This window comes from Acidithiobacillus marinus (assembly GCF_002847505.1).
Taxonomy (GTDB): Bacteria; Pseudomonadota; Gammaproteobacteria; order Acidithiobacillales; family Acidithiobacillaceae; genus Acidithiobacillus; species Acidithiobacillus marinus.
This window is the reverse complement of the sequence record NZ_MXAV01000024.1, coordinates 25,583-50,468: the sequence shown is the minus strand read 5'-3', so window position 1 is coordinate 50,468 and position 24,886 is coordinate 25,583. Positions and strand designations below refer to the sequence as shown.

26 protein-coding genes are annotated in these 24,886 nt (G+C 56.0%); 18 read left to right on the top strand and 8 right to left on the bottom strand.

The window, feature by feature from the left end; genetic code table 11:
- The 11 genes from B1757_RS06150 to B1757_RS06100 form a co-directional block, all read left to right on the top strand.
- On the top strand, positions 1–1,209 hold a 1,209-nt coding region (locus B1757_RS06150), incomplete at its 5' end, for an MFS transporter (RefSeq protein ID WP_101537485.1).
- Positions 1,210–1,398: 189 nt separating this feature from the next.
- Positions 1,399–1,869 carry a phosphonate C-P lyase system protein PhnG gene (phnG, locus tag B1757_RS06145; RefSeq protein WP_101537484.1) on the top strand — a complete coding sequence of 157 codons (471 nt, stop codon included), beginning with the start codon at positions 1,399–1,401 and terminating at the stop codon, positions 1,867–1,869.
- Positions 1,866–2,423, top strand: coding sequence for a phosphonate C-P lyase system protein PhnH (phnH, locus tag B1757_RS06140; RefSeq protein ID WP_101537483.1), 558 nt, complete (start codon positions 1,866–1,868; stop codon positions 2,421–2,423). The genes phnG and phnH overlap by 4 nt, the downstream gene beginning before the upstream one ends.
- Positions 2,424–2,426: 3 nt before the next feature.
- Positions 2,427–3,548 (top strand): carbon-phosphorus lyase complex subunit, encoded by a 1,122-nt coding sequence (locus B1757_RS06135; RefSeq protein ID WP_101537482.1) that lies wholly within the window; start codon positions 2,427–2,429, stop codon positions 3,546–3,548.
- The gene (locus B1757_RS06130) at positions 3,538–4,359 is read left to right on the top strand and encodes an alpha-D-ribose 1-methylphosphonate 5-phosphate C-P-lyase PhnJ (RefSeq protein ID WP_101537481.1); all 822 of its coding nucleotides are present in this window, start codon (positions 3,538–3,540) and stop codon (positions 4,357–4,359) included. The genes B1757_RS06135 and B1757_RS06130 overlap by 11 nt, the downstream gene beginning before the upstream one ends.
- Positions 4,353–5,168: an ATP-binding cassette domain-containing protein gene (locus B1757_RS06125; protein ID WP_101537480.1), complete on the top strand. Its 816-nt coding sequence runs from the start codon at positions 4,353–4,355 to the stop codon at positions 5,166–5,168. The genes B1757_RS06130 and B1757_RS06125 overlap by 7 nt, the downstream gene beginning before the upstream one ends.
- Positions 5,165–5,881: a phosphonate C-P lyase system protein PhnL gene (gene phnL / locus B1757_RS06120; RefSeq protein ID WP_101537479.1), complete on the top strand. Its 717-nt coding sequence runs from the start codon at positions 5,165–5,167 to the stop codon at positions 5,879–5,881. The genes B1757_RS06125 and phnL overlap by 4 nt, the downstream gene beginning before the upstream one ends.
- A complete protein-coding gene (locus tag B1757_RS06115; RefSeq protein ID WP_101537478.1) occupies positions 5,859–7,016 on the top strand; it encodes an alpha-D-ribose 1-methylphosphonate 5-triphosphate diphosphatase in 1,158 nt (385 codons plus the stop codon). The genes phnL and B1757_RS06115 overlap by 23 nt, the downstream gene beginning before the upstream one ends.
- Before the next feature lie 4 nt (positions 7,017–7,020).
- Complete coding sequence (locus B1757_RS06110) at positions 7,021–7,698, top strand: DUF1045 domain-containing protein (protein ID WP_101537477.1); 678 nt, start codon at positions 7,021–7,023, stop codon at positions 7,696–7,698.
- A complete protein-coding gene (locus B1757_RS06105) occupies positions 7,695–8,237 on the top strand; it encodes a ribose 1,5-bisphosphate phosphokinase PhnN (protein ID WP_101537476.1) in 543 nt (180 codons plus the stop codon). Before B1757_RS06110 ends, B1757_RS06105 begins: the two co-directional genes overlap by 4 nt.
- On the top strand, positions 8,234–8,986 hold the full coding sequence (locus B1757_RS06100; protein WP_101537475.1) for a GntR family transcriptional regulator: 753 nt from the start codon (positions 8,234–8,236) through the stop codon (positions 8,984–8,986). Before B1757_RS06105 ends, B1757_RS06100 begins: the two co-directional genes overlap by 4 nt.
- Here the strand turns inward: B1757_RS06100 and B1757_RS06095 are convergent.
- Entirely contained in the window at positions 8,934–9,872 is a 939-nt protein-coding gene (locus B1757_RS06095; RefSeq protein WP_101537474.1) for a YihY/virulence factor BrkB family protein, read from the bottom strand. The two genes, B1757_RS06100 and B1757_RS06095, sit on opposite strands and share 53 nt — an antisense overlap.
- Positions 9,869–10,600: a DnaA regulatory inactivator Hda gene (hda, locus tag B1757_RS06090; RefSeq protein ID WP_101537473.1), complete on the bottom strand. Its 732-nt coding sequence runs from the start codon at positions 10,598–10,600 to the stop codon at positions 9,869–9,871. The genes B1757_RS06095 and hda overlap by 4 nt, the downstream gene beginning before the upstream one ends.
- A 305-nt stretch (positions 10,601–10,905) precedes the next feature.
- On the opposite strand from hda, the gene B1757_RS06085 reads away from it, so the two are divergent.
- The 3 genes from B1757_RS06085 to purN all read left to right on the top strand — a co-directional run bounded on the left by B1757_RS06085 (position 10,906) and on the right by purN (position 13,360).
- Positions 10,906–11,523, top strand: coding sequence for a superoxide dismutase (locus B1757_RS06085; protein ID WP_101537472.1), 618 nt, complete (start codon positions 10,906–10,908; stop codon positions 11,521–11,523).
- Positions 11,524–11,664: 141 nt separating this feature from the next.
- Positions 11,665–12,702 (top strand): phosphoribosylformylglycinamidine cyclo-ligase, encoded by a 1,038-nt coding sequence (gene purM, locus B1757_RS06080; protein WP_101537471.1) that lies wholly within the window; start codon positions 11,665–11,667, stop codon positions 12,700–12,702.
- Positions 12,695–13,360: a phosphoribosylglycinamide formyltransferase gene (purN, locus tag B1757_RS06075; RefSeq protein WP_101537470.1), complete on the top strand. Its 666-nt coding sequence runs from the start codon at positions 12,695–12,697 to the stop codon at positions 13,358–13,360. The genes purM and purN overlap by 8 nt, the downstream gene beginning before the upstream one ends.
- Before the next feature lies 1 nt (position 13,361).
- Here purN and B1757_RS06070 read toward each other — a convergent pair whose 3' ends face one another.
- The gene (locus B1757_RS06070) at positions 13,362–14,033 is read right to left on the bottom strand and encodes an SIMPL domain-containing protein (protein ID WP_101537469.1); all 672 of its coding nucleotides are present in this window, start codon (positions 14,031–14,033) and stop codon (positions 13,362–13,364) included.
- A 15-nt stretch (positions 14,034–14,048) separates the two neighbouring features.
- Positions 14,049–14,645 carry a cytochrome b/b6 domain-containing protein gene (locus B1757_RS06065; RefSeq protein WP_101537468.1) on the bottom strand — a complete coding sequence of 199 codons (597 nt, stop codon included), beginning with the start codon at positions 14,643–14,645 and terminating at the stop codon, positions 14,049–14,051.
- Positions 14,646–14,877: 232 nt separating this feature from the next.
- Between B1757_RS06065 and ppsA the strand changes: the two genes are divergently transcribed.
- The 3 genes from ppsA to B1757_RS06050 are packed head-to-tail and all read left to right on the top strand — an operon-like array spanning position 14,878 to position 20,281.
- Entirely contained in the window at positions 14,878–17,283 is a 2,406-nt protein-coding gene (ppsA, locus tag B1757_RS06060; RefSeq protein ID WP_101537467.1) for a phosphoenolpyruvate synthase, read from the top strand.
- A complete protein-coding gene (gene gpmI, locus B1757_RS06055) occupies positions 17,280–18,803 on the top strand; it encodes a 2,3-bisphosphoglycerate-independent phosphoglycerate mutase (RefSeq protein ID WP_101537466.1) in 1,524 nt (507 codons plus the stop codon). Before ppsA ends, gpmI begins: the two co-directional genes overlap by 4 nt.
- Positions 18,800–20,281: an MFS transporter gene (locus tag B1757_RS06050; RefSeq protein WP_253253744.1), complete on the top strand. Its 1,482-nt coding sequence runs from the start codon at positions 18,800–18,802 to the stop codon at positions 20,279–20,281. Before gpmI ends, B1757_RS06050 begins: the two co-directional genes overlap by 4 nt.
- Positions 20,282–20,321: 40 nt before the next feature.
- Here B1757_RS06050 and B1757_RS06045 read toward each other — a convergent pair whose 3' ends face one another.
- On the bottom strand, positions 20,322–20,711 hold the full coding sequence (locus tag B1757_RS06045; RefSeq protein WP_101537465.1) for a hypothetical protein: 390 nt from the start codon (positions 20,709–20,711) through the stop codon (positions 20,322–20,324).
- Positions 20,692–21,138 (bottom strand): DUF423 domain-containing protein, encoded by a 447-nt coding sequence (locus B1757_RS06040; protein WP_101537464.1) that lies wholly within the window; start codon positions 21,136–21,138, stop codon positions 20,692–20,694. The genes B1757_RS06045 and B1757_RS06040 overlap by 20 nt, the downstream gene beginning before the upstream one ends.
- A gap of 125 nt (positions 21,139–21,263) precedes the next feature.
- On the opposite strand from B1757_RS06040, the gene B1757_RS06035 reads away from it, so the two are divergent.
- On the top strand, positions 21,264–22,313 hold the full coding sequence (locus B1757_RS06035; protein ID WP_101537463.1) for a complex I NDUFA9 subunit family protein: 1,050 nt from the start codon (positions 21,264–21,266) through the stop codon (positions 22,311–22,313).
- Between the two features lie 60 nt (positions 22,314–22,373).
- On the opposite strand, the gene B1757_RS06030 is transcribed toward B1757_RS06035, so the two are convergent.
- Both B1757_RS06030 and mdoH read right to left on the bottom strand, forming a co-directional pair.
- On the bottom strand, positions 22,374–22,826 hold the full coding sequence (locus B1757_RS06030; protein WP_253253743.1) for a tetratricopeptide repeat protein: 453 nt from the start codon (positions 22,824–22,826) through the stop codon (positions 22,374–22,376).
- A complete protein-coding gene (gene mdoH, locus B1757_RS06025) occupies positions 22,798–24,885 on the bottom strand; it encodes a glucans biosynthesis glucosyltransferase MdoH (protein ID WP_101537461.1) in 2,088 nt (695 codons plus the stop codon). The genes B1757_RS06030 and mdoH overlap by 29 nt, the downstream gene beginning before the upstream one ends.
- Position 24,886: the final 1 nt, after the last annotated feature.

Below are 24,886 nucleotides of genomic sequence, written 5' to 3'. Positions count from 1 at the left end.
GCTGCGACCCTTGCCGGAGCGGCGCTGGGTGGCCTGATTGGTGGACGCATAGCGGATCGCTTCGGTCGCAAGGTGCTTTATCTGATTGATGTCGCTACATTTTTTATAGCTGCGATTGTTTCCGGTTTTGCCTGGGATGTGACTTCTTTGATTGTTTTGCGTTTTGTGCTTGGCATTGGCGTCGGCATGGATTATCCGTTGAGTTCCAGTTATATCGCCGAATTCATGCCCAAAATGCAACGGGGCAGTGGGCTTTCCTGGGCTTTTACGCTGTGGATGATTGGTGCGGCGGTTTCTGCCGTGGTCGGGCTGCTGCTCCTGCAAACCGGACCCGAAGCCTGGCGCTGGATGTTTGTCAGTGGTGCTCTACCGGCGCTGGCAGTGCTGTGGTTACGCCGCAATCTGCCGGAAACACCGCGCTGGTATATTGCGCACAACCGACCAGAGGATGCGCTTCGCGTCCTGCGCCAGATTTCACCAGAGGTAGATGAGGCCACGTTGCATGCAGCCATGGCGGACCAGCAAAAAGACGAGCGTCCGCTGCGGGCCTGGGCAACTCTGTTTCAGTCTTCCTGGCTGCGCAGGACCCTGCTGATTTTGCTTCCCTGGATGATGATGGATATCAGTGGCTACGGCCTGATTATTTATCTGCCTACCCTGCTCGGCAGTTTTGGTGTGCATTCCCATACGGCGGCGCTGATATGGAATATCATTTTTGATCTGGTGGCATTGGGCGGCATCGCCCTGCTGGCTTTGACTACCCGCAGATTAGGGCGACTTCTGCCCCAAAACATCGGGTTTGCCCTGGACGTTCTGTTTCTCGGAACCCTCGGCCTGGTAGCCCTGTTTACCGCCCCACCCCTCTGGTTACTGGCCATTGCCTTGTTCGGCTATACCTTTGCCAATAACTTCGGACCTGGATCTACGACCTGGTTTTTGCCGGTGGAATTATTCCCGACGGATTTACGGGCTTCTGCCCACGGTCTCGCGACGGCTTGTTCGCGGGTGGCCGCCGCGACTTCGGTTTTCCTGCTGCCATCCGTACATGCAGCGGTTGGCGATGGCTGGTTGATGTTGATCCTTGCATCTACTGCACTTTTGGGACTGATTGTGACCTTGTTGCTGGGTAAAAACATGGAACCGGGCAACCGCAGTCTGGAAGAAATCAGTACGAGCCCAGAGGAAGAAGTTCTGCAACCTGCTGCTTGAGTGGGCAGCTAGCACTCAGCATTCCGGGCCGGAGCCATCTGAAGGGCTTGCCGGGAGCTTTGCCTATATCACTGCGCGGCAACTGACACTGATGCACCAGTAGAAGCCATGACTGAAAAGTTCAGCGCAGTTTGATGAAGCTTCTCCACCCTGATAAGATTTAGTTGTCTAGATGACTTATGGAATAGCATGGATAACAAAGCTAAGCAGGAACAAGCCACCCACCCGCAACGCGCCCTCTGGATGCAGGAGTTGGCACAGTCCAGCTTGAAGACGCTGCAAGCCCTGGCGGCCACTGTATCCTCCTGGCCCGATTATCAGGTTCTGGAAGGTCCGGCAATTGGTACTATCCTGATTCATGGCCCTATTGCCGGCAATGGCGGTACTTTTCCGGTGGGCGATTGTACGATCACCCGTTGCCGGGTGCAGGATAGTCACGGTCATGAGGGATTTTCCTGGATATTGGGCCAACAGCCCGAAATCGCTCTCTGGGCAGCCCGCTGGGATGCCTTGTTGCAGAACCCGGAGCAACTGGCGGTCCACTGGGACACCAGCATCAGACAACTGCGGCAGGAGCGTCGGCAACGGGAACAAGACACTGTTAGCACCATGCAAAAAACCCAGGTCCGCTTTTTCAGTATGGAAAACATGCGCACATGAACCCGGAACAACAACAGCAGATTTTTCGAACCCTGCTCAGCGCCATGTCGGCACCGGGCGAAATCATGAGCATACCAGCCCGTCCAGAACCTGCGCCGCTATCCCCTGCTTGTGCCGGCGTGTGCCTGACCTTATTGGATGCCAGCAGTGCCGTTGCTCTCACAGGCATGGCCCCGACAGTAGCGCCCTGGCTGAACGATCACTGCCGCGCCCCCATGGTTTCCTTGGATGAGGCGCAATTTGTGCTGGGCATGGGCAAACACTGGAACTGGGAATCATCCCAAGCGCCTATCGGCAGCGAGGAAGAGCCTGAGCAAGGCGCAACCCTCATTCTGGAATTGGATAACCTGAACGCGGGTATCCCTCTGCAACTCACGGGCCCGGGCATTTCCGGCACCCGCAATATTGCCCCCCGCCTCGGCACAGGATTTCTGGCCTTCTGGCAAAAACAGCAGTCCCAGTATCCCCGAGGCGTGGACCTGATATTGTGCAGTCAGGATCAATGCCTCTGTCTGCCCCGATCCGTCACCATTTGCCGCTTCGAGGAGGCATAACCCATGTCTTATGTGGCCGTAAAAGGCGGTGCCGGAGCCATTGGCGCTGCCCATCAACTTATCGCAGAGACGCTTTATCCCAAAGATAACGCCTCCGATACGCCCGTAGATCAGATCCAACAGCAACTGGACCAGCATTTGCGTCTCGGCATTGATCGCATCATGGCGGAAGCCTCTCTCTATGATCGCGACATTGCCGCCCAGGCGTTTTTGCAGGCTCAGGGGGATAGTATCGAAGCGGTGTTCATCGTCCGCGCATACCGGGCCACCCTCAGCCGTTTTCTGGATGCCGAGCCGCTCAAACTCTCCGACAGTCAGCCCCAACGCCATGTTTCTGCCGCCTTCAAAGACGTTCCCGGCGGTCAGCAGTTAGGGGCCACCTATGATTACTCCCATCGCCTGCTCGGCTATTTCCTGCATCTGCCCGCGCCGCAAAACGCTGCAGAACCAACCACCAAACCCGAAGATGACGCATCAGAAACCAGGCATTCCGGGGTCATGCAACTCCTCGAACAGGAAGGGTTAATCGAAACCAGCACAGCCGCACTGACCGAAGAAAATCGCGACATCACCCAGATTCCTCCCGGCTTTCCGGCCAGCCGCGCGCAGCGCCTGCAAACCCTGGCGCGGGCCGACGAAGGATTCCTGCTGGGCATGGCCTATTCCACCCAACGCGGTTACGGGCAGAATCATCCCTTTATTGCTGAACTTCGTCAGGGTAGCGTGAATGTGGAAATTACCCCTCCGGAACTCGGTTTCACGATCTGCATTGGCCAAATAAGCATGACCGAATGCCAGATGATCAATCAGTTCCACGGCGATACACCGGAACAAGCCACCTTTACCCGGGGCTACGGACTGGTCTTCGGACACAATGAACGTAAGGCCATTGCCATGGCATTGTTGGATCGCGCCTTGCGCGCCCCGGAATTGGGAGAAAAAGTCCAGGCACCGGCCCAGGATGAAGAATTTGTGCTCAGCCATTGTGACAATGTCGAAGCCACCGGTTTTGTGGAGCACCTCAAACTTCCCCATCATGTGGATTTTCAGAGCGAAATAGCTACCTTGCGGGCGCTGCGCGCGCATCCGAAAAAGGGCCGGACGGAGCATCCCGATGGACTATAATTTTGCCTACCTCGATGAACAGAGCAAACGCGCCATTCGCCGGAGTCTGCTCAAGGCCGTCGCCATTCCAGGTCATCAGCTTCCCTTTGCCAGCCGGGAAATGCCCCTGCCCTATGGCTGGGGTACGGGGGGTATTCAGCTCACTGCGGCCATTATCGGCAAAAATGACGTACTCAAGGTGATTGATCAGGGCGCCGACGATACGACGAACGCGGTTTCCATCCGCCAGTTTTTTGCACGCGTAACCGGGGTCGCCACTACCACTAAAACCGTAAAAGCCAGCATCATCCAGACCCGCCACCGGATACCCGAAACGCCTCTGCAAGAGGGGCAAATCATGGTGTATCAGGTCCCGATGCCCGAGCCACTCTTCAAACTGGAACCGCGCCGTACGGAAACCCGGATCTTGCACGCCCTGGGAGATTACAGCCTGATGTATTTGCAGCTCTACGACCATATTACCCGCTATGGACGGGTTGCCATTGGTTATGATTTTCCGGTCATGGTCCATGATCGTTACCTGATGTCACCCTCCCCCATCCCCGCCTTCGATGTCCCGAAAATGCACATGAGCCCCGCCTTGCAGATTTTTGGCGCGGGGCGGGAAAAACAGCTTTACGCCGTGCCTCCCTACTCCCGGGTCGTGCCGCTGGCCTTTGACGATTACCCCTTCGCGCCCCTACAAGCCCAGGCCCCCTGTGCCATTTGTGGTTCCCAACATTCCTACAAGGATGAAATCATCCTCGACGATAAAGGGACCAGACAGTATATCTGCTCCGATACGGACTACTGCGAGCAACACAGATGCTGACGTCTTCCAGCCCTGCGCACGCTCCCAAGCCTACCACAGCGCTCGGCCCTGTGCTGATAGCGCAAAATCTGTATTTTCAGTTCGGTAACCAGATAGTGCTGCGCGATGTTTCCCTAGAAGTCTTCCCCGGTGAAGTCCTGGCCATTGTCGGCGAGAGCGGCTCCGGAAAATCCACCTTGCTCAATCTTCTTTATGGCAACCTGACACCCAGTCAGGGGATCGTACAAGCCATCAGTACGACCGGACTCCAACCTTTGTCGGCCCTCAGCCAGCAGACACTCCGCCAGCTTCAGCGCAGCCGCTGGGGATATGTCTGCCAGAATCCCCGCGATGCCCTGCGCATGACCATCAGCGCCAGCGGCAACATCATCGAAAGACGCATGGCCATGGGCCTGCGCCATTATGGCACCCTGCGTCAGGAGGCCCGGCACTGGCTGGAAAAAGTGGAAATCGACCCGGCCCGTCTCGATGATTTACCCGAGACCTTTTCCGGGGGCATGTTGCAACGCCTGCAGATAGCCCGGACCCTCATCAGTCAACCCGCCCTGCTCTATCTGGATGAGCCGACCAGCGGCCTGGATGTGTCGGTGCAGGCCGCCCTGCTCGACCTGCTGCGCAAACTGGTCAGCAAAGAGCAGATGGCGGTGCTGCTGGTCACCCACGATCTGGCCGTAGCCCGCCTCCTCGCCCAGCGCATTGCTGTCATGCGCCACGGCGAAATCATCGAAGCAGGGCTCGCCGATCAGGTGCTGGATGATCCCCAGCATCCCTACACCCAATTGCTGGTCAGCTCGGTACTCCCCGCATGAATATTCTCGAAGTCGAAAATCTCGGCAAAAAATTTGTCCTGCACCTGCGCGGCGGCTGGCATTTACCGGTTTTGCAGGGGGTCGCATTCACTGTGGCTGCGGGGGAATGCGTGGCCATCACCGGCACTTCGGGTAGCGGTAAATCCTCCCTGCTGCGCACCCTCTACGGCAATTATCGCAGCGACAGCGGCACGGCACGGCTGCGCACCGAGCAGGGCATGGTCGATATTCTCCAGAGTTCCCCCCAACAAATCCTCGCGCTGCGTCGCCATGTCATGGCTTACGCCAGCCAGTTTCTGCGGGTCATCCCCCGGGTATCCACCCTGGAAATCGTCGCCCAACCCCTGATGGAGCAAGGTCTGGACCAGCAGATGGCCGGGGAGCGTGCCGCCGCCATGCTCAGCGCCCTGAATCTGCCCCGTCATCTGCACCCATTGCCACCCGCCACCTTCTCCGGCGGGGAACAGCAACGGGTCAATCTGGCCCGGACTTTCGTCGGGCAGCACCCCCTGGTCATGCTGGATGAACCGACAGCCTCACTGGATGGTGACAATGCCGCTGTAGTACAAAAACTGATCATGGAGGCCAAGCACTCCGGGCGGGCGGTACTCGCCGTATTTCATGATCCGGCCATGGTCCGGCAGGTCGCCGACCGGCAGTATTTCATTCCATCCCTATCGGAGCATTCTCATGAAAACCCTGAGCTTCAGTAATTTTCGCATGGTGCTGGCAGATCGGATTGTCCACGGCGCCCTCGAACTGGACGAACATGGCACTATTGTCGCCCTGGATGAAGACCCTCACCCCCGCCCCGGCAGTGAAGATGGGCAAGGTGACTGGTTGCTGCCGGGATTGGTAGATGTCCATACCGATAACCTCGAACGTCAGGTGCAGCCGCGCAGCAATGTCCGCTGGCCGTCCCGCTCGGCGTTTCTGGCCCATGACAGCCAGTGCGCGGCGGCGGGCATCACCACTGTCGCCGATGCTCTCTGTGTGGGCGATGCCGGTTTTGAAAGCCAGCGCATTCAGACCCTCCGCGATGCCATCGTCGATCTGACCTTTCTGGAAAAACAGGGCCTGCTCCGTTCCGACCATGTGCTGCATCTGCGCTGCGAACTACCCACCCCCAACATGCAGGCATTATTTGAAACCGCCATGGCCCAGGCACCGGTGCACATGATCAGTCTCATGGACCACACCCCCGGCGTCGGTCAACACGCCAATCTGGATAAATTCCGGGAAAGCCGGCGCGGCGATGGCTACAGCGAAGCCGAGCTGGAGCAGATGATTCAGGAATCCCAGCAACGCCGCGAAACCTATAGCGAAAAAAACCGCCATTACCTCCTGCACGCCCTGCAGGAAATGGCCGACAGACAAGGAACCCATTTACAGATCGCCAGTCACGATGACCGCACTGCCGAAGAAATTCAGCGCAATGCGAAAGACGGTATCCGCATCGCCGAATTTCCGGTGAGCATGGAAGCCGCTCAGGAAGCTGGCCGGCTGGGCATGGCCACGGTAGCCGGTGCGCCCAATGTGGTGCGCGGCGGTTCCCATTCCGGCAATGTCGCCGTGAAAGACCTCGTGGCCGCCGGACTGGTGCAGGTGCTGGCTTCGGACTATGTGCCCCATGCCCTGCTGGAGGCCGCCTTTGCCCTGACCCGGATGGGCTTGACGGATCTGCCCGGCGCGCTGCGCATGGTCAGCCTCGCGCCGGCGCAAATGCTCGGCCTGGAAGATCGCGGTGCCATCGCTGTCGGCTTGCGCGGTGATCTGCTCCGGGTCGGTAGCGCTGCCGATCTCCCCCACTTGCGCGCCGTCTGGAAAGCCGGCGAAAGGATCGCCTGAAGCCATGCGGGTCGCCATTTACTATCTGCCGGAAGCCGACGATCCCCTCTGGGAGGCGGGCTGTCGCTGGTTGGGCTGGAATCCCGAAAGCGCCCTGCCCTGTGCCCGCCCTGCCGTGGATGGCCTTGCCGAAGCTTCGCGGCGCGCCAGCCGTTACGGTTTTCATGCCACCATCAAGGCGCCCATGCCCCTGCAAGGTGACCTGGACAGCCTGGTCCAGATCCTGAGCAAAGAACTGGCTGCGTTTCCCGCTTTTACACTGCCGCCGCTGCAATGCGTCCAGGACGAAGGCTTTGTGGCTCTGCGCCTCAGTCGGGCCTCAGCCGAACTGGCCCGACTCGCAGACTCCTGCGTACGCAGCCTCGAACCATGGCGGCGCCCCTACACTGCTGAAGAACTGGCCGCCAGAAGCCGGAAACTGCAGCATGACCGCCAGCGCCAATATCTGCAGCAATGGGGTTATCCTTATGTGTTTGAGGAGTTCATCTTTCATATGACCCTCAGCGACCAACAACCCGACAGTCGCCTGCTGGAAGCGGCCCAAAGCTATTTCGGCAATCTGCCTGCACAACCACGCCTGGTCCGCAGCCTGGCGGTGCTTGTCGAAAACAGTCCCGACGCTCCCTTTACCCTCCTCCAGCGCGTACCTCTAGCACCTTGCCTCGTGCCAGGCCCCAGATGAAACTGGTTCTCGTAGCCGGACCTTCCGGTGCTGGTAAAGACTCGGTGATTCGTGGTGCAGCAGCTCTGCTGAAAGACGATCCCCGCTTTTATTTTGCCTGCAGAATGGTGACCCGCAGCCATCCCCAGCCGGGTGAAATCCCCGTTTCCACAGAGACTTTCGACCAGCTCACGGCCTCCGGCCAATTTGCTAAAATCTGGCAGGCCCATCAGCTTTCCTACGGATTGCCACACGAAGAAATGCAGCCCGTCCATCCCGCTGTGCAGATCATCATCGCCAATGTATCTCGCACGGTGCTCCATGAGCTACTTGCCGAACATGGGGGACATGTTTTATACATTACTGCATCACCCACGGAAATCCGCCGCCGCCTTGAAAAACGCCACCGCGAAAGCCCAACATCCATCCAGGGAAGAATCGAGCGCAGTGTGCCTTTGCCGGAACACCTGCCCATGACCACCATCCACAATGATGGACTCCTGGAAGAAGCGATCAAGCAATGCGTGCAAACCTTGCAGAGTCTACTGGAAGTCAGATGATACATCCCCACAAAGGGCACTTTGTCCCCGGAATCACCATCTGGAAACAAATCGTTGATGATCTCCAGGCGCGCATTGATTCCGGTGAACTCGTCGTCCATCAAAAGCTGCCCGGCGAAGCGGATCTGGCCGAAGCCTACGGCGTCAACCGCCATACCATGCGCCGCGCTCTACAGGAGCTGGCGGCCCTGGGCAAGGTGCGCATTCAGCACGGGCGCGGCACTTTTGTGGCCAACAATGTGTTTGACTACGAACTGGTAGAACGTCCGCGTTTTTCCGAATGGGTCAAAAAATACAACAAGCCGGGGCACAACCAGATTCTTGAAGCAGAAATTCTGCCTCTGGCCGATCTACCGGAGTTGCCGCGCATTCAACAGTATGGGGTTTTTCCCGAATATCCCCGGGTGGCCATGGTCAAAACCCTGGGGCTGGTGGGAGAAGAGCCCATCTCCATCGCCAGACACCTGTTTTTTGGCGCGGCCCTCCTGCCCCTGGTGGAAGATTTACGTAACGGAAGAGGCATCACCGAATCCCTGCGTCTGCATGGCGTGCACGATTACACCCGGATGCGCTCCACCATTTCTGCAGCACCTTCTGCAGCTCAGGATCGCCAACTCCTGAAACTCGACAAAGGTGAAACGGTTTTCATTTGTGAAAACGTCAATATTGATAGTGACGGGGTGGGGATTGAATTTTCTACGGTGATTTATCCGTCGGCGCGGGTGCGGCTGGTGTACGAGCCGGGTTAGCTTGCCCTGCCTGTAGATATGCTCCCGACTCGGCCATTTCCGCGCCAAACAAAATGCTGGCCCAGGCCACATACAGCCAAAGCAAAAACACCGGAAAAGCGCCCAATGCCCCATACACCGTTTCAAAAGTAGAAAAGCGCAGATAAGCCGACAATCCGAACTTATCCAGCTCAAAGAGCAGCGCCACGGTAATTCCCCCCAGCAACGCATCCCGCCAGCGCGGTGATGCGGCAGGCATAATCTTGTAGAGCAAGAGCATCATCACGGTCACCACCCCAAAAGTCAGCAGATGACTGAAAAAAGGCGGCAGTATCGGAATATCTCCCAGAAAGCGCAACAGCGGCTGGAGCGGCCCCAGCAGCGGCAGAAGCAGCGTTACACTCAGAGGTGCCACCACCAGCATGGCTAGGTAACGCAATGTCCGGCACCACCAGCAATGGGGCTGCACCCCCCAGATGGCATTGAGATGACGTTCCACCGCATGCAAGAGAAATACGGCAGTGACCGACAGGCCCAACACGCCCAACAGCCCCAGTTGCGCACCCCTGGCGGCCAGCAGATTGACTTCATGCAAAATGGTATAGCCCGTCTGGGGCACGAAACTCCGCAATATCAGCCGATCCACCTGGCCGCGATGAATGACGCTGAAACCCACCAGGTTCCACATGCTGAACACCAACACCGCCAAAGGGATCAAGCCAAATAACGTCGTGTAGGAAAGCAATCCGGCGCGATCAATACAGTCATCCTTCCAGAAGCCATGCCAGGCTCGATACACCCGAAAACCTGATCGTACCAGGAGACTGGCCTGCGCAGCCGCCCGGGGACGGGGTCCATCTCCTTTCTGCTTGAAGCATTGCTTACCGTCTTTGTGTTCCGTGCTCACACCCCGGCCTCCGTCTCCAGACAGTGACGTACAAAGGGAATAGTCAATTGTCTTTGCTGCGCCCAGCTGTGGGCATCCAGCTTTTCCAGTAAAAGCTCCAGAGCGCCCATGTCCCGGGTCTGGTGGCGTAACATGTATCGCGCCACTTCCTCATCCATGCGCAGGCCCCGGCGCAGAGCCATCGCCTGCAAAATCTGCAAGCGCTCGGCATCGTCCGGTAATTGCAGGGCTATCTGCAGGCAGGCTGTTACCCGACTGGCCCAATCGGGCAAAATCCAGGGCAGTTGCCGGGGCGACTCCCGCCCCGCCAGTAACAACGGGCGTCCGCGCTGGAAGCGCTCATTATACAAACCATACAAAAACATCTCGCGATCATGTCCGCCCACCCAGACATCCACATTATCCAGACAGACTAGCGGCGCATCGATCAGGCTAGCAAAAGCATCGGGTAGCAAAAATGCGCCAACCTCTTCCCCCATCACAGCACAGTCCAAATAGGGCACCCAGCTCGGACCGAATTGTGCCGCGCCCTGCAGCAGATGGCTTTTACCCACCCCCGCCGGTCCATGCAGGTATAGGCCAAATACTGGCGATGGCTGCTGCAACAGGCTGCGCACCGCATCCAGCGCCGCCCCATTGGCCGCGCGATAAAAAGTCTCGAGAGAGGCGGCCGCCTTCAAGCCCAGTGGCAACAATAACTGGCCGGGGGCGCCCGTGAAGGGTTTCACAGGCGTGGTTCCGCAGCGCTATTGCGTGCCGCTGGATCGTCCAGGCAGCAGCATAGCCGCTGAATACGCCAGTAATCAAAGATAATGTACGAGCAAAAATCGGACGTTGGCATGAGCAAGAAGCTAGGCAAGGGGTTACTGCATGTCAAGCAGATTATGATGATGAAAGCCTTGCCCGTAAAGGACAGGGCACACCTGGAACGGTTCAACGCAACATCAGACGACCATCAGGTCGTTTGCAGCGCCCCCTGCCACTGACTACAATCTAAGAGATTCCTTTCATCCGACAAGCAGGAGAGTAAGCAATGTCTGAATACACAGTACGTGAAGAATTGAAGCCCAGCGGTCTGGACGGTATTTCCGACGCACAGATCAACGATCACTGGGGTTTGTACACCGGCTATGTCAACCAGAGCAACGCCCTGCACAAAGAACTGGAAGAAATGCGAGCTGCCGGCAAAACCGCTTCCCTGACCTACGCCGACCGGCGCCGGCGTTTTGGCTTCGAATATAACGGCATGGTGCTCCACGAATACTACTTTGCCCAGATGAAACCCGGCGTCAGCCTGGATCAGGCTCCCGGCTTCAAGGCTGCAGTTACCGAACAGTTCGGCAGCCCCGAAGCTTGGCACGAAGATCTCGTGGCCGCCGCGAAAAGCCGGGGTATTGGCTGGGCTATCGCCTATTACGACGGTACCACCGGGCAGATCAACAATCATTTCATTCAGTTTCATGAAAATGGAAATGTGGGCGGTTTCGCACCGCTGGTGATCGTGGATGTCTGGGAGCACGCCTATATGGTGGATTGGAAAGCCATGGGCCGGGGTGATTATCTGGCCGCCCTGCACAAAAACATGAACTGGAGCATCATTGAAGCCCGCTTCCAGGCTGCCAAAAGCGGTCAGATTTTCAAGCGCTTCTAAGCAGCTTCTGTTACGCCTCTCGACGCAGTCACCGGCTGCGTCGACCCCAGTTTTCTCCCAAGAGCGGCCCTGCCGCTCTTTTCTTTTGACAGCCGCCAGATGCCCCCCTAACATGACCGAAAATCACCGGAGGAAGAAGCTGTGGACAGCCCCAAACCGCTCAGTTATCGCAGTGCAGGAGTCAACATCGATGCAGGAAATGCGCTGGTGGACCGGATCAAACCCCTGGCCCGCAGCACCCAGCGTCCCGGCGTGCTCGGTGGCCTCGGCGGCTTTGGCGGCCTGTTTGAATTACCCGGCGGCTACCGCGAGCCGGTGCTGGTATCCGGCACCGATGGCGTCGGCACCAAACTCCTGCTTGCCCTTGAAGCCCAGCAGCATGATGGCATCGGCATTGACCTGGTCGCCATGTGCGTCAATGATATTCTCGTATCCGGTGCCGAACCTCTGTGGTTTCTGGATTACTACGCCTGCGGGCAACTGGACACCCAGATCGCCGAAACGGTCATCGCGGGTATTGCTGAAGGCTGCCGACAGGCGGGCTGCGCCCTGCTCGGCGGCGAAACCGCCGAAATGCCCGGCATGTATCCCGATGGTCATTATGATCTGGCCGGTTTTGCGGTCGGTATTGTTGAAAAAAGCGAAATCCTCAGCAGTGCCGTCTGTCAGGAAGGCGACGCCCTCATCGGTATGGCCTCCTCTGGCGCCCATAGCAACGGCTATTCCCTGATCCGCGAAATTCTGGTTCGCAGCGGTGCCCATGCCCATATCCAGCTGCAGGGCGAAGGTCTGGTGGATCTGCTTCTTCGGCCCACCCGCATTTATGTCCGCGCCATACAGAATCTGCGTCAAGTCGTCCCGGTCCACGCCCTCGCCCATATCACCGGCGGTGGTCTCACCGAAAACCTGCCCCGCTCCCTGCCCGCTCATCTCAGCGCCCACATCGATCCGAAAAGCTGGCTCATTCCCGCTCTGTTCGGATGGTTACAGGAACAAGGGCAAGTCACGACGGAAGAAATGCGTCGGGTATTCAACCTCGGCATCGGTATGGTCGCCATCGTCCCCTGGGAATCCCGACAGAGCGCTTTGGAGTCCCTGGCGGCCAGCGGCGAGCAGGGTTTTATCATCGGTCAACTGGCTCCCAGACAGAAAGATACCGGAGTTGTTTATCTTGACTAACAGACTGGTGCTGCTCATTTCCGGGCGCGGCAGCAATTTGCAGAGTATCCTCAACGCCTGTCAGAGTGGGCAAATATCCTCTACGGAAATCGTCTGCGTCATCAGCAATCGCGCCGAAGCCCCCGGACTGGCTGTGGCTATCCAGGCGGGTATTCCTACGCAAGTCATCGCCCACCGCGACTATGCCAGCCGCGAAGATTTTGATGCGGCCCTGCGCCGGAGCATCGACGCCCATCACCCCGACTTGGTGGTATTGGCAGGCTTCATGCGCCAATTGACGGCAGCTTTTGTCAGCCATTATCTCGGCCGTATGGTCAATATCCACCCTTCCCTGCTCCCGGCTTTTCCTGGTCTTCACACCCATGCCCGCGCTCTGGAAAAAGGCGTATGCTGGCATGGGGCTACAGTTCACTTTGTCACTCCTGAACTGGACGCCGGGCCCATCATTGTTCAGGCTGCCGTCCCCGTCCTCGCTACTGATGACCCCGCCAGCCTTGCCGCCCGCGTACTCGAAGCCGAACACCAGATTTATCCCCAGGCGCTGGCGGCCATCCTCAGCGGCCGCTGCCGACTGGAAGCAGGCCGGGTACATTGGTCAACGCCATTGCCGGGCGCTGAGGGAACAGTGGTTCATCCGGTGTTGGCCGCGCCGGCCTGATTTAATGACTTCCCAAACACTTTACTGAACCGGACACTTCGACCGCGAGGGCAGATTCACCCGGAGCACTTGCCACTGGTGCCCGCACGGCCATCATCATTGGCACCGGACTTGGTGAAACTCGCGGGGTCGAAATACGGACCACATCCAGGATATTCTGGCTGTATCCAAAATCCCTACAATAATTGCTGGCACGTTCTCTGAATCGCGTTATGGCCTGCTTGGCGGCTTGCGCTTCGGCCGCCTGACGCGCGCTTTCACTGGGTTCAGCGCGCAGGGAAATCAGCTCCAGGCGAGACTGCAATTTACCGAGAACATGATCGAGCTGCGACGACTGGGCACCACGGATCTGCAATATCTGTTTTACCGTCCAGCCCGAGGGTTTACCATTTACATAATCGCGCTGGGAATTGTAATTCTGGGTTTGGCCCTGCAATCCTTGTTCAGCATTCAGCTGCTGCAAAGCCCAATGCATTTTGGCGTTGACTTGTTGCGCCAGATCCGCCGCGTTAGCTCCGCTGGCGCTGGCTTGCATTTGCGCCAGCATGACCGAATTTTTTACGTGATATGCTTGCTGTACTTCCAGTTGAATCAATTGTGTCCCCGTATCTGCTGAAGCCAGCAGTGAAAAAGGTAACAAGATCCAGAGTGATAATTTTATGTATTGATTCATGTTTTCCTCGCTTATTCAATTACCCAGACGAAAAATATCAAGAATCCGATCCCGCCGCAGCCAGTGCACACAAAACATTCCCACATGACCTATCCAGTAGGTCCATACCAGATAGACCAAGGCTTTGTGTAATGGAATCACATTCAACAACACTGCTCCCGGTGACGTGCCGCCCTGGGGCAGGAAAAAGAAAATAACGGTCCCCGTCAACGCCATCCAGCTAATCAAAAGCAAACCCAGTCCATGTATCAGAGCTGCCAATCCGGGAGCAGGCCCCGGTCGGCGGAGGCGACCATGATACAACGCCCGCAGATCATCCCAAACGGGCTGCCAGGGTCCTCGCCAAGGGAAAAATTGCCGGCGCATCGGGGCAGATGTGGCTATCCAAAGCCACTGCCAGAGCAGAAATAGCGCCGTTGTCAGACCTATCCAGGCATGAAAACTGAATAGCACCTGGGTGAAGCCGGCATAATCCGCATGTTGCCAGTCAGGCGTCATCCACAGAGAAGTCAGTAATTGCAGAGTCACCCCGGTGGCGATGCCCGCATGCAGCCAGCGGGCTTCCTGTGGCCAAAGATTTTGCTGTTTTACTGCAGAATCGGAGTCGTTCATCCATCCTTACCTGATTACATGAGTGCATTTGAAGGCTTAAACTACCTGACTTCAAGCGCGTATTCGAGAGGTCCTTCACGGCGACATGAAGATTTCCTACGCATCCTTGAATCAGCATCCGGAATCCTCGATAAGGACACCACCAGAATATCAGCAACGGGCTTGTCCAGAAGGCTTTCCTTGACTATCTTTAATTCAGAGTCCGCCCTCGGATTAATAGAGAGAAAATCCCATGCCTGGAAAATATATTCGTTTTTTCAAAGAAATACGCATTGAAGATGTCCCCCTGGTAGGAGGCAAAAATGCGTCGCTGGGGGAAATGTATCGGGAGCTTACTCCCCAGGGAGTCCGAGTTCCCAACGGCTTTGCCATTACCGGTGAAGCCTATCATCACCTGCTGGATCAGGCGGGGGCCTGGCCCGCCCTGCATAGGGCGCTGGATGACCTCGATCCCGATGACGTGCGCGATCTCGCCCGGCGCGGCGCCAAAGCCCGGGAAATTGTCTATAGCGCTCCACTTCCCCAGGACCTGCAGGATGAAATCCTTGCAGCCTACGCCCAATTGCGCCAGGAGTACGGAGACAATCTGTCTCTGGCCGTCCGTTCATCAGCCACGGCTGAAGACCTGCCCACGGCCAGCTTTGCCGGACAACAGGACACCTACCTGAACATTTCCGGAGAGGCTGCACTGCTGGATGCCTGCCGACGCTGCTTTGCCAGCCTCTTTACAGATCGGGCTATTCATTACCGCATTGACCAGGGTTTTGATCATTTCAAGGTAGCCTTGTCCATTGTCATCATGAAAATGGTGCGCTCGGACCTGGCTACCAGTGGGGTCATGTTTTCCCTGGATACCGAAACCGGATTCCGGGATGCCGTATTTATCACCGCATCCTGGGGACTCGGGGAAAACGTAGTGCAGGGTACTGTCAATCCTGATGAATATTATGTATTCAAGCCTGCCTTCAAGCAGGGCAAAAAAGCGGTGCTGCGCCGGGTGTTAGGCAGCAAGAAAATCAAGATGGTATATACCGAAGGAGATACCCGCCACGGAACGCGTAATGTGCCCACCCATCGCGAGGAACAGGAACGCTTTTGTCTGAAAGATGAAGATATATTCGTCCTCGCCGATTACGCCATCAAAATTGAAAACCACTACAGTCAAAAAATAGGGGAAAATCGGCCCATGGATATGGAGTGGGCCAAAGATGGTCTGGATGGATTTATCTATATGGTGCAGGCGCGGCCGGAGACCGTCGCCTCCCAAAAGAAAGGGCAGATTCTGGAAACCTATGTGCTCGACCAACGTGGAGAAAGCGTAGGAAGTGGCCGCGCCGTGGGCAGCAAAATTGCCTCGGGACTCGTCCGGATCATCCGGGATATTCAGCAGCTCGGTGACTTTCGTCCCGGTGAGGTTCTGGTGGCGGACACCACTACTCCAGACTGGGAGCCCGTGATGAAACATGCGGCAGCCGTTATCACCAATCGCGGGGGACGCACTTGCCATGCCGCCATTATCGCGCGGGAGTTGGGCATTCCTGCCGTTGTCGGTGCAGAAACAGCCACAGAAATATTGCATGATGGGGATGCCGTCACGGTTTCCTGTGCTGAAGGCGATCTAGGGATGATTTATGCCGGACGCCTGCCTTTTACTGTGCAGCATACGGATCTTGCTGTTCTGCCCCGACCCAAAACCAAAATCATGATCAATCTTGGCAATCCGGAAATTGCTTTCCAGACTGCCAGCTTGCCCAATGATGGCATTGGTCTGGCGCGGATGGAGTTCATCATCAGCAACACCATCAAAGCCCACCCCATGGCGCTGCTGTATCCCGAAAAAGTGCAAGACGCTCAGGAGCGTCTTGCCTTGATCCAGTTGACCCAGGGCTATGCACAACCACAGGATTTTTTTGTGGAAAGGCTTTCTGAAGGTGTGGGTACCCTGGCCGCCGCTTTTTATCCCAAACCAGTGGTGGTGCGCATGTCCGATTTCAAAAGCAACGAATATGCCTCCCTGCTCGGCGGCCGTTATTTCGAGCCCGAAGAAGCTAACCCCATGCTCGGCTTCAGGGGCGCATCCCGCTACGCCCATCCCGCCTACAAGGAAGGCTTTCATCTGGAATGTCTGGCCATGAAAAGGGTGCGCGAAACCATGGGTCTAGATAATGTCATTATCATGCTGCCCTTCGTCAGGCGTGTTCAGGAGGCAGACGCCGTGCTGGCGCAGATGGCAGAATTTGGTTTGCAACGGGGTGAAAATGGTCTGAAAATTTATGCCATGTGTGAAATCCCCAATAATGTGCTGTTGATTGACGCTTTCGCCCAGCGCTTTGATGGTTTTTCCATTGGCAGCAATGATCTGACCCAACTCACCCTCGGCGTCGATCGGGACTCGGAAATAGTGGCTTTTGACTATGACGAACGGGATGAGGGGGTCAAGACACTGATTCGTCTGGCAGTAGAGGGTTGCGCCCGCAACGGCATCCATTCCGGACTCTGTGGTCAGGCGCCCTCGGACTATCCGGAAATGGCAGAATTTCTGGTGGACATCGGCATCCAATCCATGAGTCTCAATCCCGATACCGTCATCAAAACCACCCTGCACGTACTGGAACTGGAAAAGCGAGGAACACATTGAATATTCAACCGGTATTACTGGTGATTTTTGACGGGTTCGGCCTGAATCCCAATCGCGCTTATAACGGCTGGGCCCAGGCCCATACCCCGCACCTCGATCATTATTTTGCCAGCTTCCCCCACACCGCCCTGCAGGCCTCCGGGCGGGCCGTGGGTTTGCCTGACGGCCAGTTCGGCAACTCCGAAGTCGGTCATTTGACACTCGGTTCCGGACGTATCCTGCTTCAGGATATGGTCCGCATATCCGACAGTTTGAGCGATGGCAGCTTCTCTCAAATTCCAGCCTGGCAAAACAGTCTCAAAGCTGCGAAGCGCCTTCATCTGCTTGGAATGGTCTCGGATGGAGGCGTACATTCTCATATTGCCCATTTGCTGGACATTCTCCCCTTGGTCGTCGATGCTGGTGTGGAACCCATCATCCACATGATCACTGATGGTCGGGATACTGCTCCACAATGTGCCGACCAGTTCGCAGGGATTCTGGAAAAGCGTTTACATGAATTGGGCAAGGGCCAAATTGCGACTATCTGTGGCCGCTATACGGCCATGGATCGCGCCAATCACTGGGAGCGCACCCAACAAGCCTGGGCGGCGGTAGTCAGGGGTGAGGGCCAACAGGCCGACAGTGTCGAAGCTGCCATCCATGCGGCCTGGCAGCGTGGTGAGGGTGATGAATTCATTCAGCCGACCATCATCGGTAATCCTCATGAAAACCGTATTGGCGAGCATGAACCGGTATTTTTTTTCAACTTTCGCTCAGATCGCATGCGGCAACTGAGCGCAGCTATCGCCATGCCTGAATTTTCCCATTTTGACCGGGGCTCCGAAAAAGCCCGTAATGCTCTGTGTATGACTTCTTATAATGATGAATACCCCTTCCCGGTTCTTTTTCCGCCGGAAATTCCGGAGAAGGTGCTCGCAGAAGTCATCAGTGAAGCCGGACTGCAGCAATTTCATTGTGCAGAAACCGAAAAATATGCCCATGTGACCTATTTTTTCAACGGCGGGCGAGAGGAGCCATTTCCCGGAGAAGATCGGGAGATCATTCCCTCACCCCAGGTCGCCACTTATGATCTCCAGCCGGAAATGAGCGCCGCCAAAGTGGCGGACCGGATTATCGCCGCTCTGGAATGCCAGAAATACCACTTTATCATCGTCAACTTTGCCAATGGCGACATGGTCGGCCACACGGCCAAAATTCCGGCCATCCTCCGTGCCGTGGAAACTCTGGATTTACAATTCCATCGGATTGTCCAGGTCGCGCAGCAACAGGACTTCAAAATTATCCTCACAGCGGATCATGGCAATTGTGATGAAATGATCGACCCCCTCAGCGGCGAACCCCATACCCAGCATACGGTCTATCCGGTACCCATGCTGCTCATAGGTCACGACAATGCCAGGCTGGGTATCGGCCGTGGAACGGCTGATATTGCCCCCACCATTCTCGATCTCATGGGCCTTCCCCACCCCCCGCAAATGACGGGGAAAAGTCTGCTCCTCAAGAATCATCCATATTGAACGGAAAGTCACTGGTGCTCGCTGGCCAGACAGTACACCCGGATCATGCCGCCATGACCGGAATTCTCGACACCAGTCCGATGCTGCCACTGCATTATCGGATATGGGCATTATCCACCGGAGGTACACTGTTAAGCGGGGTCTCCATGTTTTTATTGGGCGTTACCCTGCCCCTGGTCATCCCCCGCTTTGCAATGCCGGCCAGCAGTGTCGGCATGATGGCTGCCATGCTCATGGGTGGCACCGTGATTGGTGCCCTTCTCGGTGGTCATCTGGCTGATCGCTGGGGACGTAAACCCATCATGATCAGCGATATGATAGTGTTGATGGCGGCTGCAACATTGGCGGCCTTTGCGCCCAACGCGACCATCCTGACCCAGGCTGAATTATTGGTGGGAATTGGTGTCGGGATGGATTTCCCGGTTGCCAGCAGCTATCTGGCCGAATTCATGCCCCAGGGAAAACGGGGACGTATGATGGCGGCATCTATCGCTATCCAGTCCATCGGTATGTTGTCCGGAGCTGCCCTGGCTATTTTATGGTTGCAGCATGCCCATTCTGGTGATGAAACCTGGCGCTGGTTGCTGGCTGCTGAAATTCTTGTGGTTTTTCCTTATCTTATCGGGCGTCTGAGTTTACCCGAAAGTGTGCGCTGGTGCATGGGTCATGGCCGCAACGCGGAGGCAGCGAGCATACTGATGCGCATTGCTCCGGATAAAAAAATGCAATTACAGCAACTAGCCAAAAACCTTGGCAGAAAAAAACATCATGTGGCCAAAACCTCCCCTGGCCACCACTTGGGTCTGGCTACATTGTTTTCACCGGAATATCGCCGCCGGACCCTACTGGTCACTCTCCCCTGGTTTTTCATGGATGTGGCCACTTATGGTATTGGACTGTTCACGACTATCCTGCTCGGCAGCTTGCAGGACAACCCACTTGCTGTCAGCTCTACATTGAGTCGGGATCTCGGCAATGCCCTGGACAGCGGCAAAGTGGATTTCTTTCTTCTGCTCGGATCGCTGCTGTCCCTCTGGGTGATCCCCAAACTGGGCCGGATTCATATGCAACTCATTGGTTTTATTGGAATGATTCTAGGAATGGGATTGTTGCTGGATGCTGCCCTCCATAAACAGGGGACTGTAAACATGCATTACTCTCTTACGTTAGCTGGATTCATGCTCTTCAACCTGTTCATGACCATGGGTCCCAATGCCACTACCTTTATTTTACCCACGGAAATGTATCCTACTCAGGTCCGCGCCTTTGGGGCAGGATTTGCTGCAGCCGTCGCCAAAATCGGGGCGACCATCAGCGTCTTTCTGCTGCCCCTGATCCAGGCACACTGGGGAATATCTGCCGTTTTGGCGCTGATGATCCTGGTTAGCCTGCTTGGTCTGGGATTTACCTGGATTTTTCAGGTGCAGGGCCACGGCAAAACCCTGGAAGAACATCATGGTCCCGAAGTGCCAAAGTAATGGACAGAAGTTTTTCCCGTTTTCGAGAATACAGCGGTATTTATTCCTGCCGCTTTTCTACCCGACTGTGCCAGGCGAGAATGGCATCTACCACTTCCTGATCAAAATCACGGCTTTCATGATCCTTGATCAGCTTGCGAACCCATTCCACCTGACTACTGATAGCAAAAATTTTTTTGATCTCGGCAAAGTAGGGGTCGTTTTCCAGATAACAGTTTTCCTGCAATGAGCTGCGTTTTATTTTCAGATTTTTTCCTGCTTCAGAATGGCAAAGCACCTGTTTGGAGTGGATTTCGATAACTGTGTATTTTTGTATCCCCTTGATGGTACCACTGTAGGGAACGTGCTCAACAATCCAGAACACATCGCCGGTTTCGGCATCAGCAAAATCCAGTTGTTTATGATAGGCATCATTTTTGGCTATCAACATTATTTAATTCCTTGAGTTGCGCAGAAGCGCGCCAGAGCCCCAGTGCGAGCAACAACCAGGCTACAATCCAGGCTGTGCCCCCAAAGGGCGCGAATATAGCCCAGAACTGCTGCCCTGTGATGACCAGCAAATAAAGGCCACCACAGAACAGTAAAACACCCAGGGCCATGAGTAGAGCCGAAAGGCAGAGCAAGCGCCGGGCACCCCACAAGCGTATCAAGATTCCCACCAACACCAGGCCCAACCCGTTATACACCTGAAAATGTACGGCAATATCGTAGACATGCAGAGCACTTTTACTTACCTGCCCCGCCACCAGATGGTCACCCACTGCGCCGGCAATAATGGCCAGCGCGACAATCAAAGCACCCAGAGCGGCGATTTGCCCACCCCGACGCAGGCCTTTATTCATGGAACATTCTGCCATCGCAATCTCCTCAACAGACTTTCCTTATAGCCTACCTTCATGCCCTGATTCAAACTTTCTGCACACTCCGCCGTCAGTAACCTGTGCTATGATCTGTCAGGTGATTGGAAAAGGAGCGTGATCGCATGGCAGCACATAAAATCTGTATTCTGGGTGGTACCGGTTTTGTTGGAAGACACCTGGCGGAGCGGCTCAGCCAAGATGGGCATCATATCCGGATTCTCACCCGCAATCGTGAGCGTAACCGCGAGAATCTGCTGGTTCTGCCGCAGGTCGAAGTGGTCGAATGTAATGTACATGACGCCATTGCGTTGGAGCAGCAACTGCAAGGACGCGATGTCGTGATCAACCTGGTCGGCATCCTCAATGAGAATCATCCGGGACGCACCGACTATCCACCCGAACGCCATGGTGATTTTGAAAAAAACCACATCGAATTACCACGGCGCGTCGCCAATTTATGCGGACATCTCGGCATCCCCCGCCTTCTGCACATGAGTGCGCTGGGAGCGAACCCCGTTGCACCCAGCGCCTACCTGCGCTCCAAAGGTATTGGCGAAGAAATTGTGCGTCAGTCCGGCGAAAATAGTGCCAAAAATGGCTACTTCAATTATCTGAATGGTCCGAAACTGCTGTGGGGACGCGGGCTCAAAGTAACGTCGTTCCGTCCCTCCATCATATTTGGTGAAGGCGACAGCTTTTTCAACCGCTTCGCGCAATTACTGCGCAACATCCCTTTTTTCCTGCCCATGGCCGGTACCCAGGCCAAAATGCAGCCGGTATGGATTGAAGATGTAGTCAGCGCTTTTGTGCAATCCATGGACAATGAAAAAACCTACGGTAAAGCTTATGATCTGTGTGGCCCCAAGGTCTACACACTGGGAGAACTGATTGCATATACCCAACGCCTGATCGGCACGCATCGCAAGGTGATTCCCCTCTGCCCCTTGCTCGGCAATCTGCAAGCGGGGCTGATGGAAAAACTGCCCGGCAAGGTGCTGACCCGCGATAATTTGCGCTCCCTGTCTGTAGATAATATCTGCAGTAAAAAGGACTTGCAGGAAGTATTCGGTATCCAGGCAACCGCTATTGAAAGTATTGTGCCGGGCTATCTGGGCGGGAAAGGCCAGCATACCGAGCGTCTCTCGGAAATCCGCAATCGGCGCCAGAAATAATGCCTTTGATACTTGTGATCTGCCTGGACTAATCCATAGGTACTAAAGTTTAAAGATCACTTAATGCGTGCTTGCACCCTGGTCGCCACGCCCGAACTGGGCGATGAGCAGTTCTGCCTGCTCTGCTGAAACCTCACTGAGAATGGCGGTCATGCCTGCCTGGGCGCGAGTGTCTCCCTGGGCTGCCGCCAGGCTGAACAGCTCGTAAGCGCTGGGCAAATCCTGTTGCAGTCCCAATCCTTGATAAAACATGAGCCCCAGATTGAATTGTGCAGGCGCATCATTTTGATCTGCAGCAGCGCTGTACCAGCGCGCTGCTTCCTGATAATTCTGTGGAACATCAACACCTTCCGCATATTTCACACCCATGTTGAACTGTGCGACAGGATCTCCCGCCTGAGCCCGCGCGCGCATGTCTTCCAAGTCGTTACGAATACCTGCCAACGCCATGAGATCCAGCGTTTCCCCGTTTTTGGCCATGGTCTTACTGCCCCGCTTCGTGGATAAGTTCATCCTGATCGTCACTCTCCAGGCCCCAGGCCGTCAAGCGTTTCCGGTCATTCATGGACCACACGGCACGATGCAGGGACAGCATGGAATTGCGATCACTCAAAAGAATATTCCGCTCACGGTGACTGAGTTGCTGCGGGCCTTCTTCCAGCGCCTTGTGACAAAGGCTGGCCGCGCGCGGCCATAAGCCGGTGCGATTGCGCTGCAGGGCGCTATGAATAGCATTGAAGCGCGGATCTACCACGACCTGCACAAAGGCATCCCCCTCGATATGGGGCAGATAAGCCACACTGTCACTATCCAGGGCCTGCAACTCTTCGGGTACCCGTACTTCTTCCGGTATCACGAACAAGCGCTGCTGACGTGCCCAACGGCCCAAAGCAGGGCGACTGGTCCAGGCCCCCAGGGGCACGGCGGCAATCAGCCCTCCCAAAATCGGCACCAGCCAGACAAAATGCCAGAGGCCCAGAAAAGGATACAGGGCGAGTACAAGCACTATTCCCAGGGCAGAACACCAACCGAAAAAACGTAAGGCCACACGCCAACTGGTTTCCTGATCACCGCGTACCTGAGCGCCCCAACGCACCCCTTTTCCCAACAGAGTCTGAATGACAAACTGGCTGTGAAAGGCCATCCGGATGGGCGCCATCAGTACGGAAAACACACTTTCCATCAACATACTGAGCACCAGGTGAAACAGGCCCCCAAACTGTTGACGACGACCCGGCTGGCGGGCCACCCAGAGAATAGCCATCCATTTGGGTGAAAGCAGCAAAACTGCCGTCACGCCAAACAACCAGAAAGGGAGTGGATCGATGGCACTTCCCCAATGAAAAGGAGTGACCGTATCGTCATTGCTACCCCCAGCCCAATGCAGGGAGCCCAGGGCACCAATAATAAGAAACAATCCCCAGAGCGGTGCCGCCAGAAAAGACATGGCGCCATTGATGAACAAAAAGCGATGGGCAGAGCGCAGCCCCTCTCCCGCCAGCAGACGTAGATGCTGCATATTTCCCTGGGCCCAACGCCGATCCCGCTTCAAGTCATCAATCAAGGTAGGGGGCACCTCTTCATAACTGCCGGACAGACTGGGTACAAACCAGACTTCCCAGCCATTTCTGGCCATCAGGGCCGCCTCGACAAAATCATGACTCAACAGTGGACCCCCCAGAGGCGGGCGTCCGGGCAGCACCGGTAGCGCACAATATTCGGTGAAAGGTGCCGTACGCAAAATGGCATTGTGCCCGATATAATGGCCGTCACCCAACTGCCAGAAGCGTAACCCGGCGCTGAAAATGGGCCCATAAAGATGCTGTGCAAATTGCTGCAGACGGGCGTACAGGGTTTCCCGGTTCACCGCAACCGGCTGCGTCTGGATAATCCCCACTTGGGGATTGCCTTCCATCATTTCCAGCATCCGGTAGAGGGTTTCGCCATTCATGACGCTATCAGCGTCGAGCACCACCATATATTCATAATCGCGGCCCCAACGCCGACAAAAATCAGCAACATTGCCACTTTTGGCCTTGTTGTTGACGGGACGCCGCCGGTAATGAATTTTACCGAAGGCATCCAGGGATTCGCATAAAGCCGACCAGACCAGTTCTTCCCGGAGCCAGACCTCTGGATTGCGGGTGTCACTCAGCAAAAAAAACTCAAAATGGGCCAGCGCCCCGGCGCGCTGTAAGGACTTGAAAGTCGCCTGCAGGCCGGCTGCGACACGCTCTACCTCCTCATTGTAAATCGGCATGAGGATGGCCACTTTATGGTGCGGATTGGGCTCCGCCAGACGCAACTCCGGACTGCCCGGAGCGGTATCTGTTCTTCCGGTCATAAGCAGAATAAAGCCGACCAGGGCCGTCCAGAAACCCGCAGAAATCCAGGCAAAAAGCATGGAAAAAATCAGAAGGGTTGGAATTTCCAGCCAGAGGGGTAAACGATCAGCCAGCACCTGATCGAGCATCAAACCGGCACTGCAGGCCGGCAAAATAATAAAAGCACTGAGCCAATAGCGTCGGTATCGGCTGACGGTTTCCCAAGGCCGGGCCGAGGTCCGCAGCAAT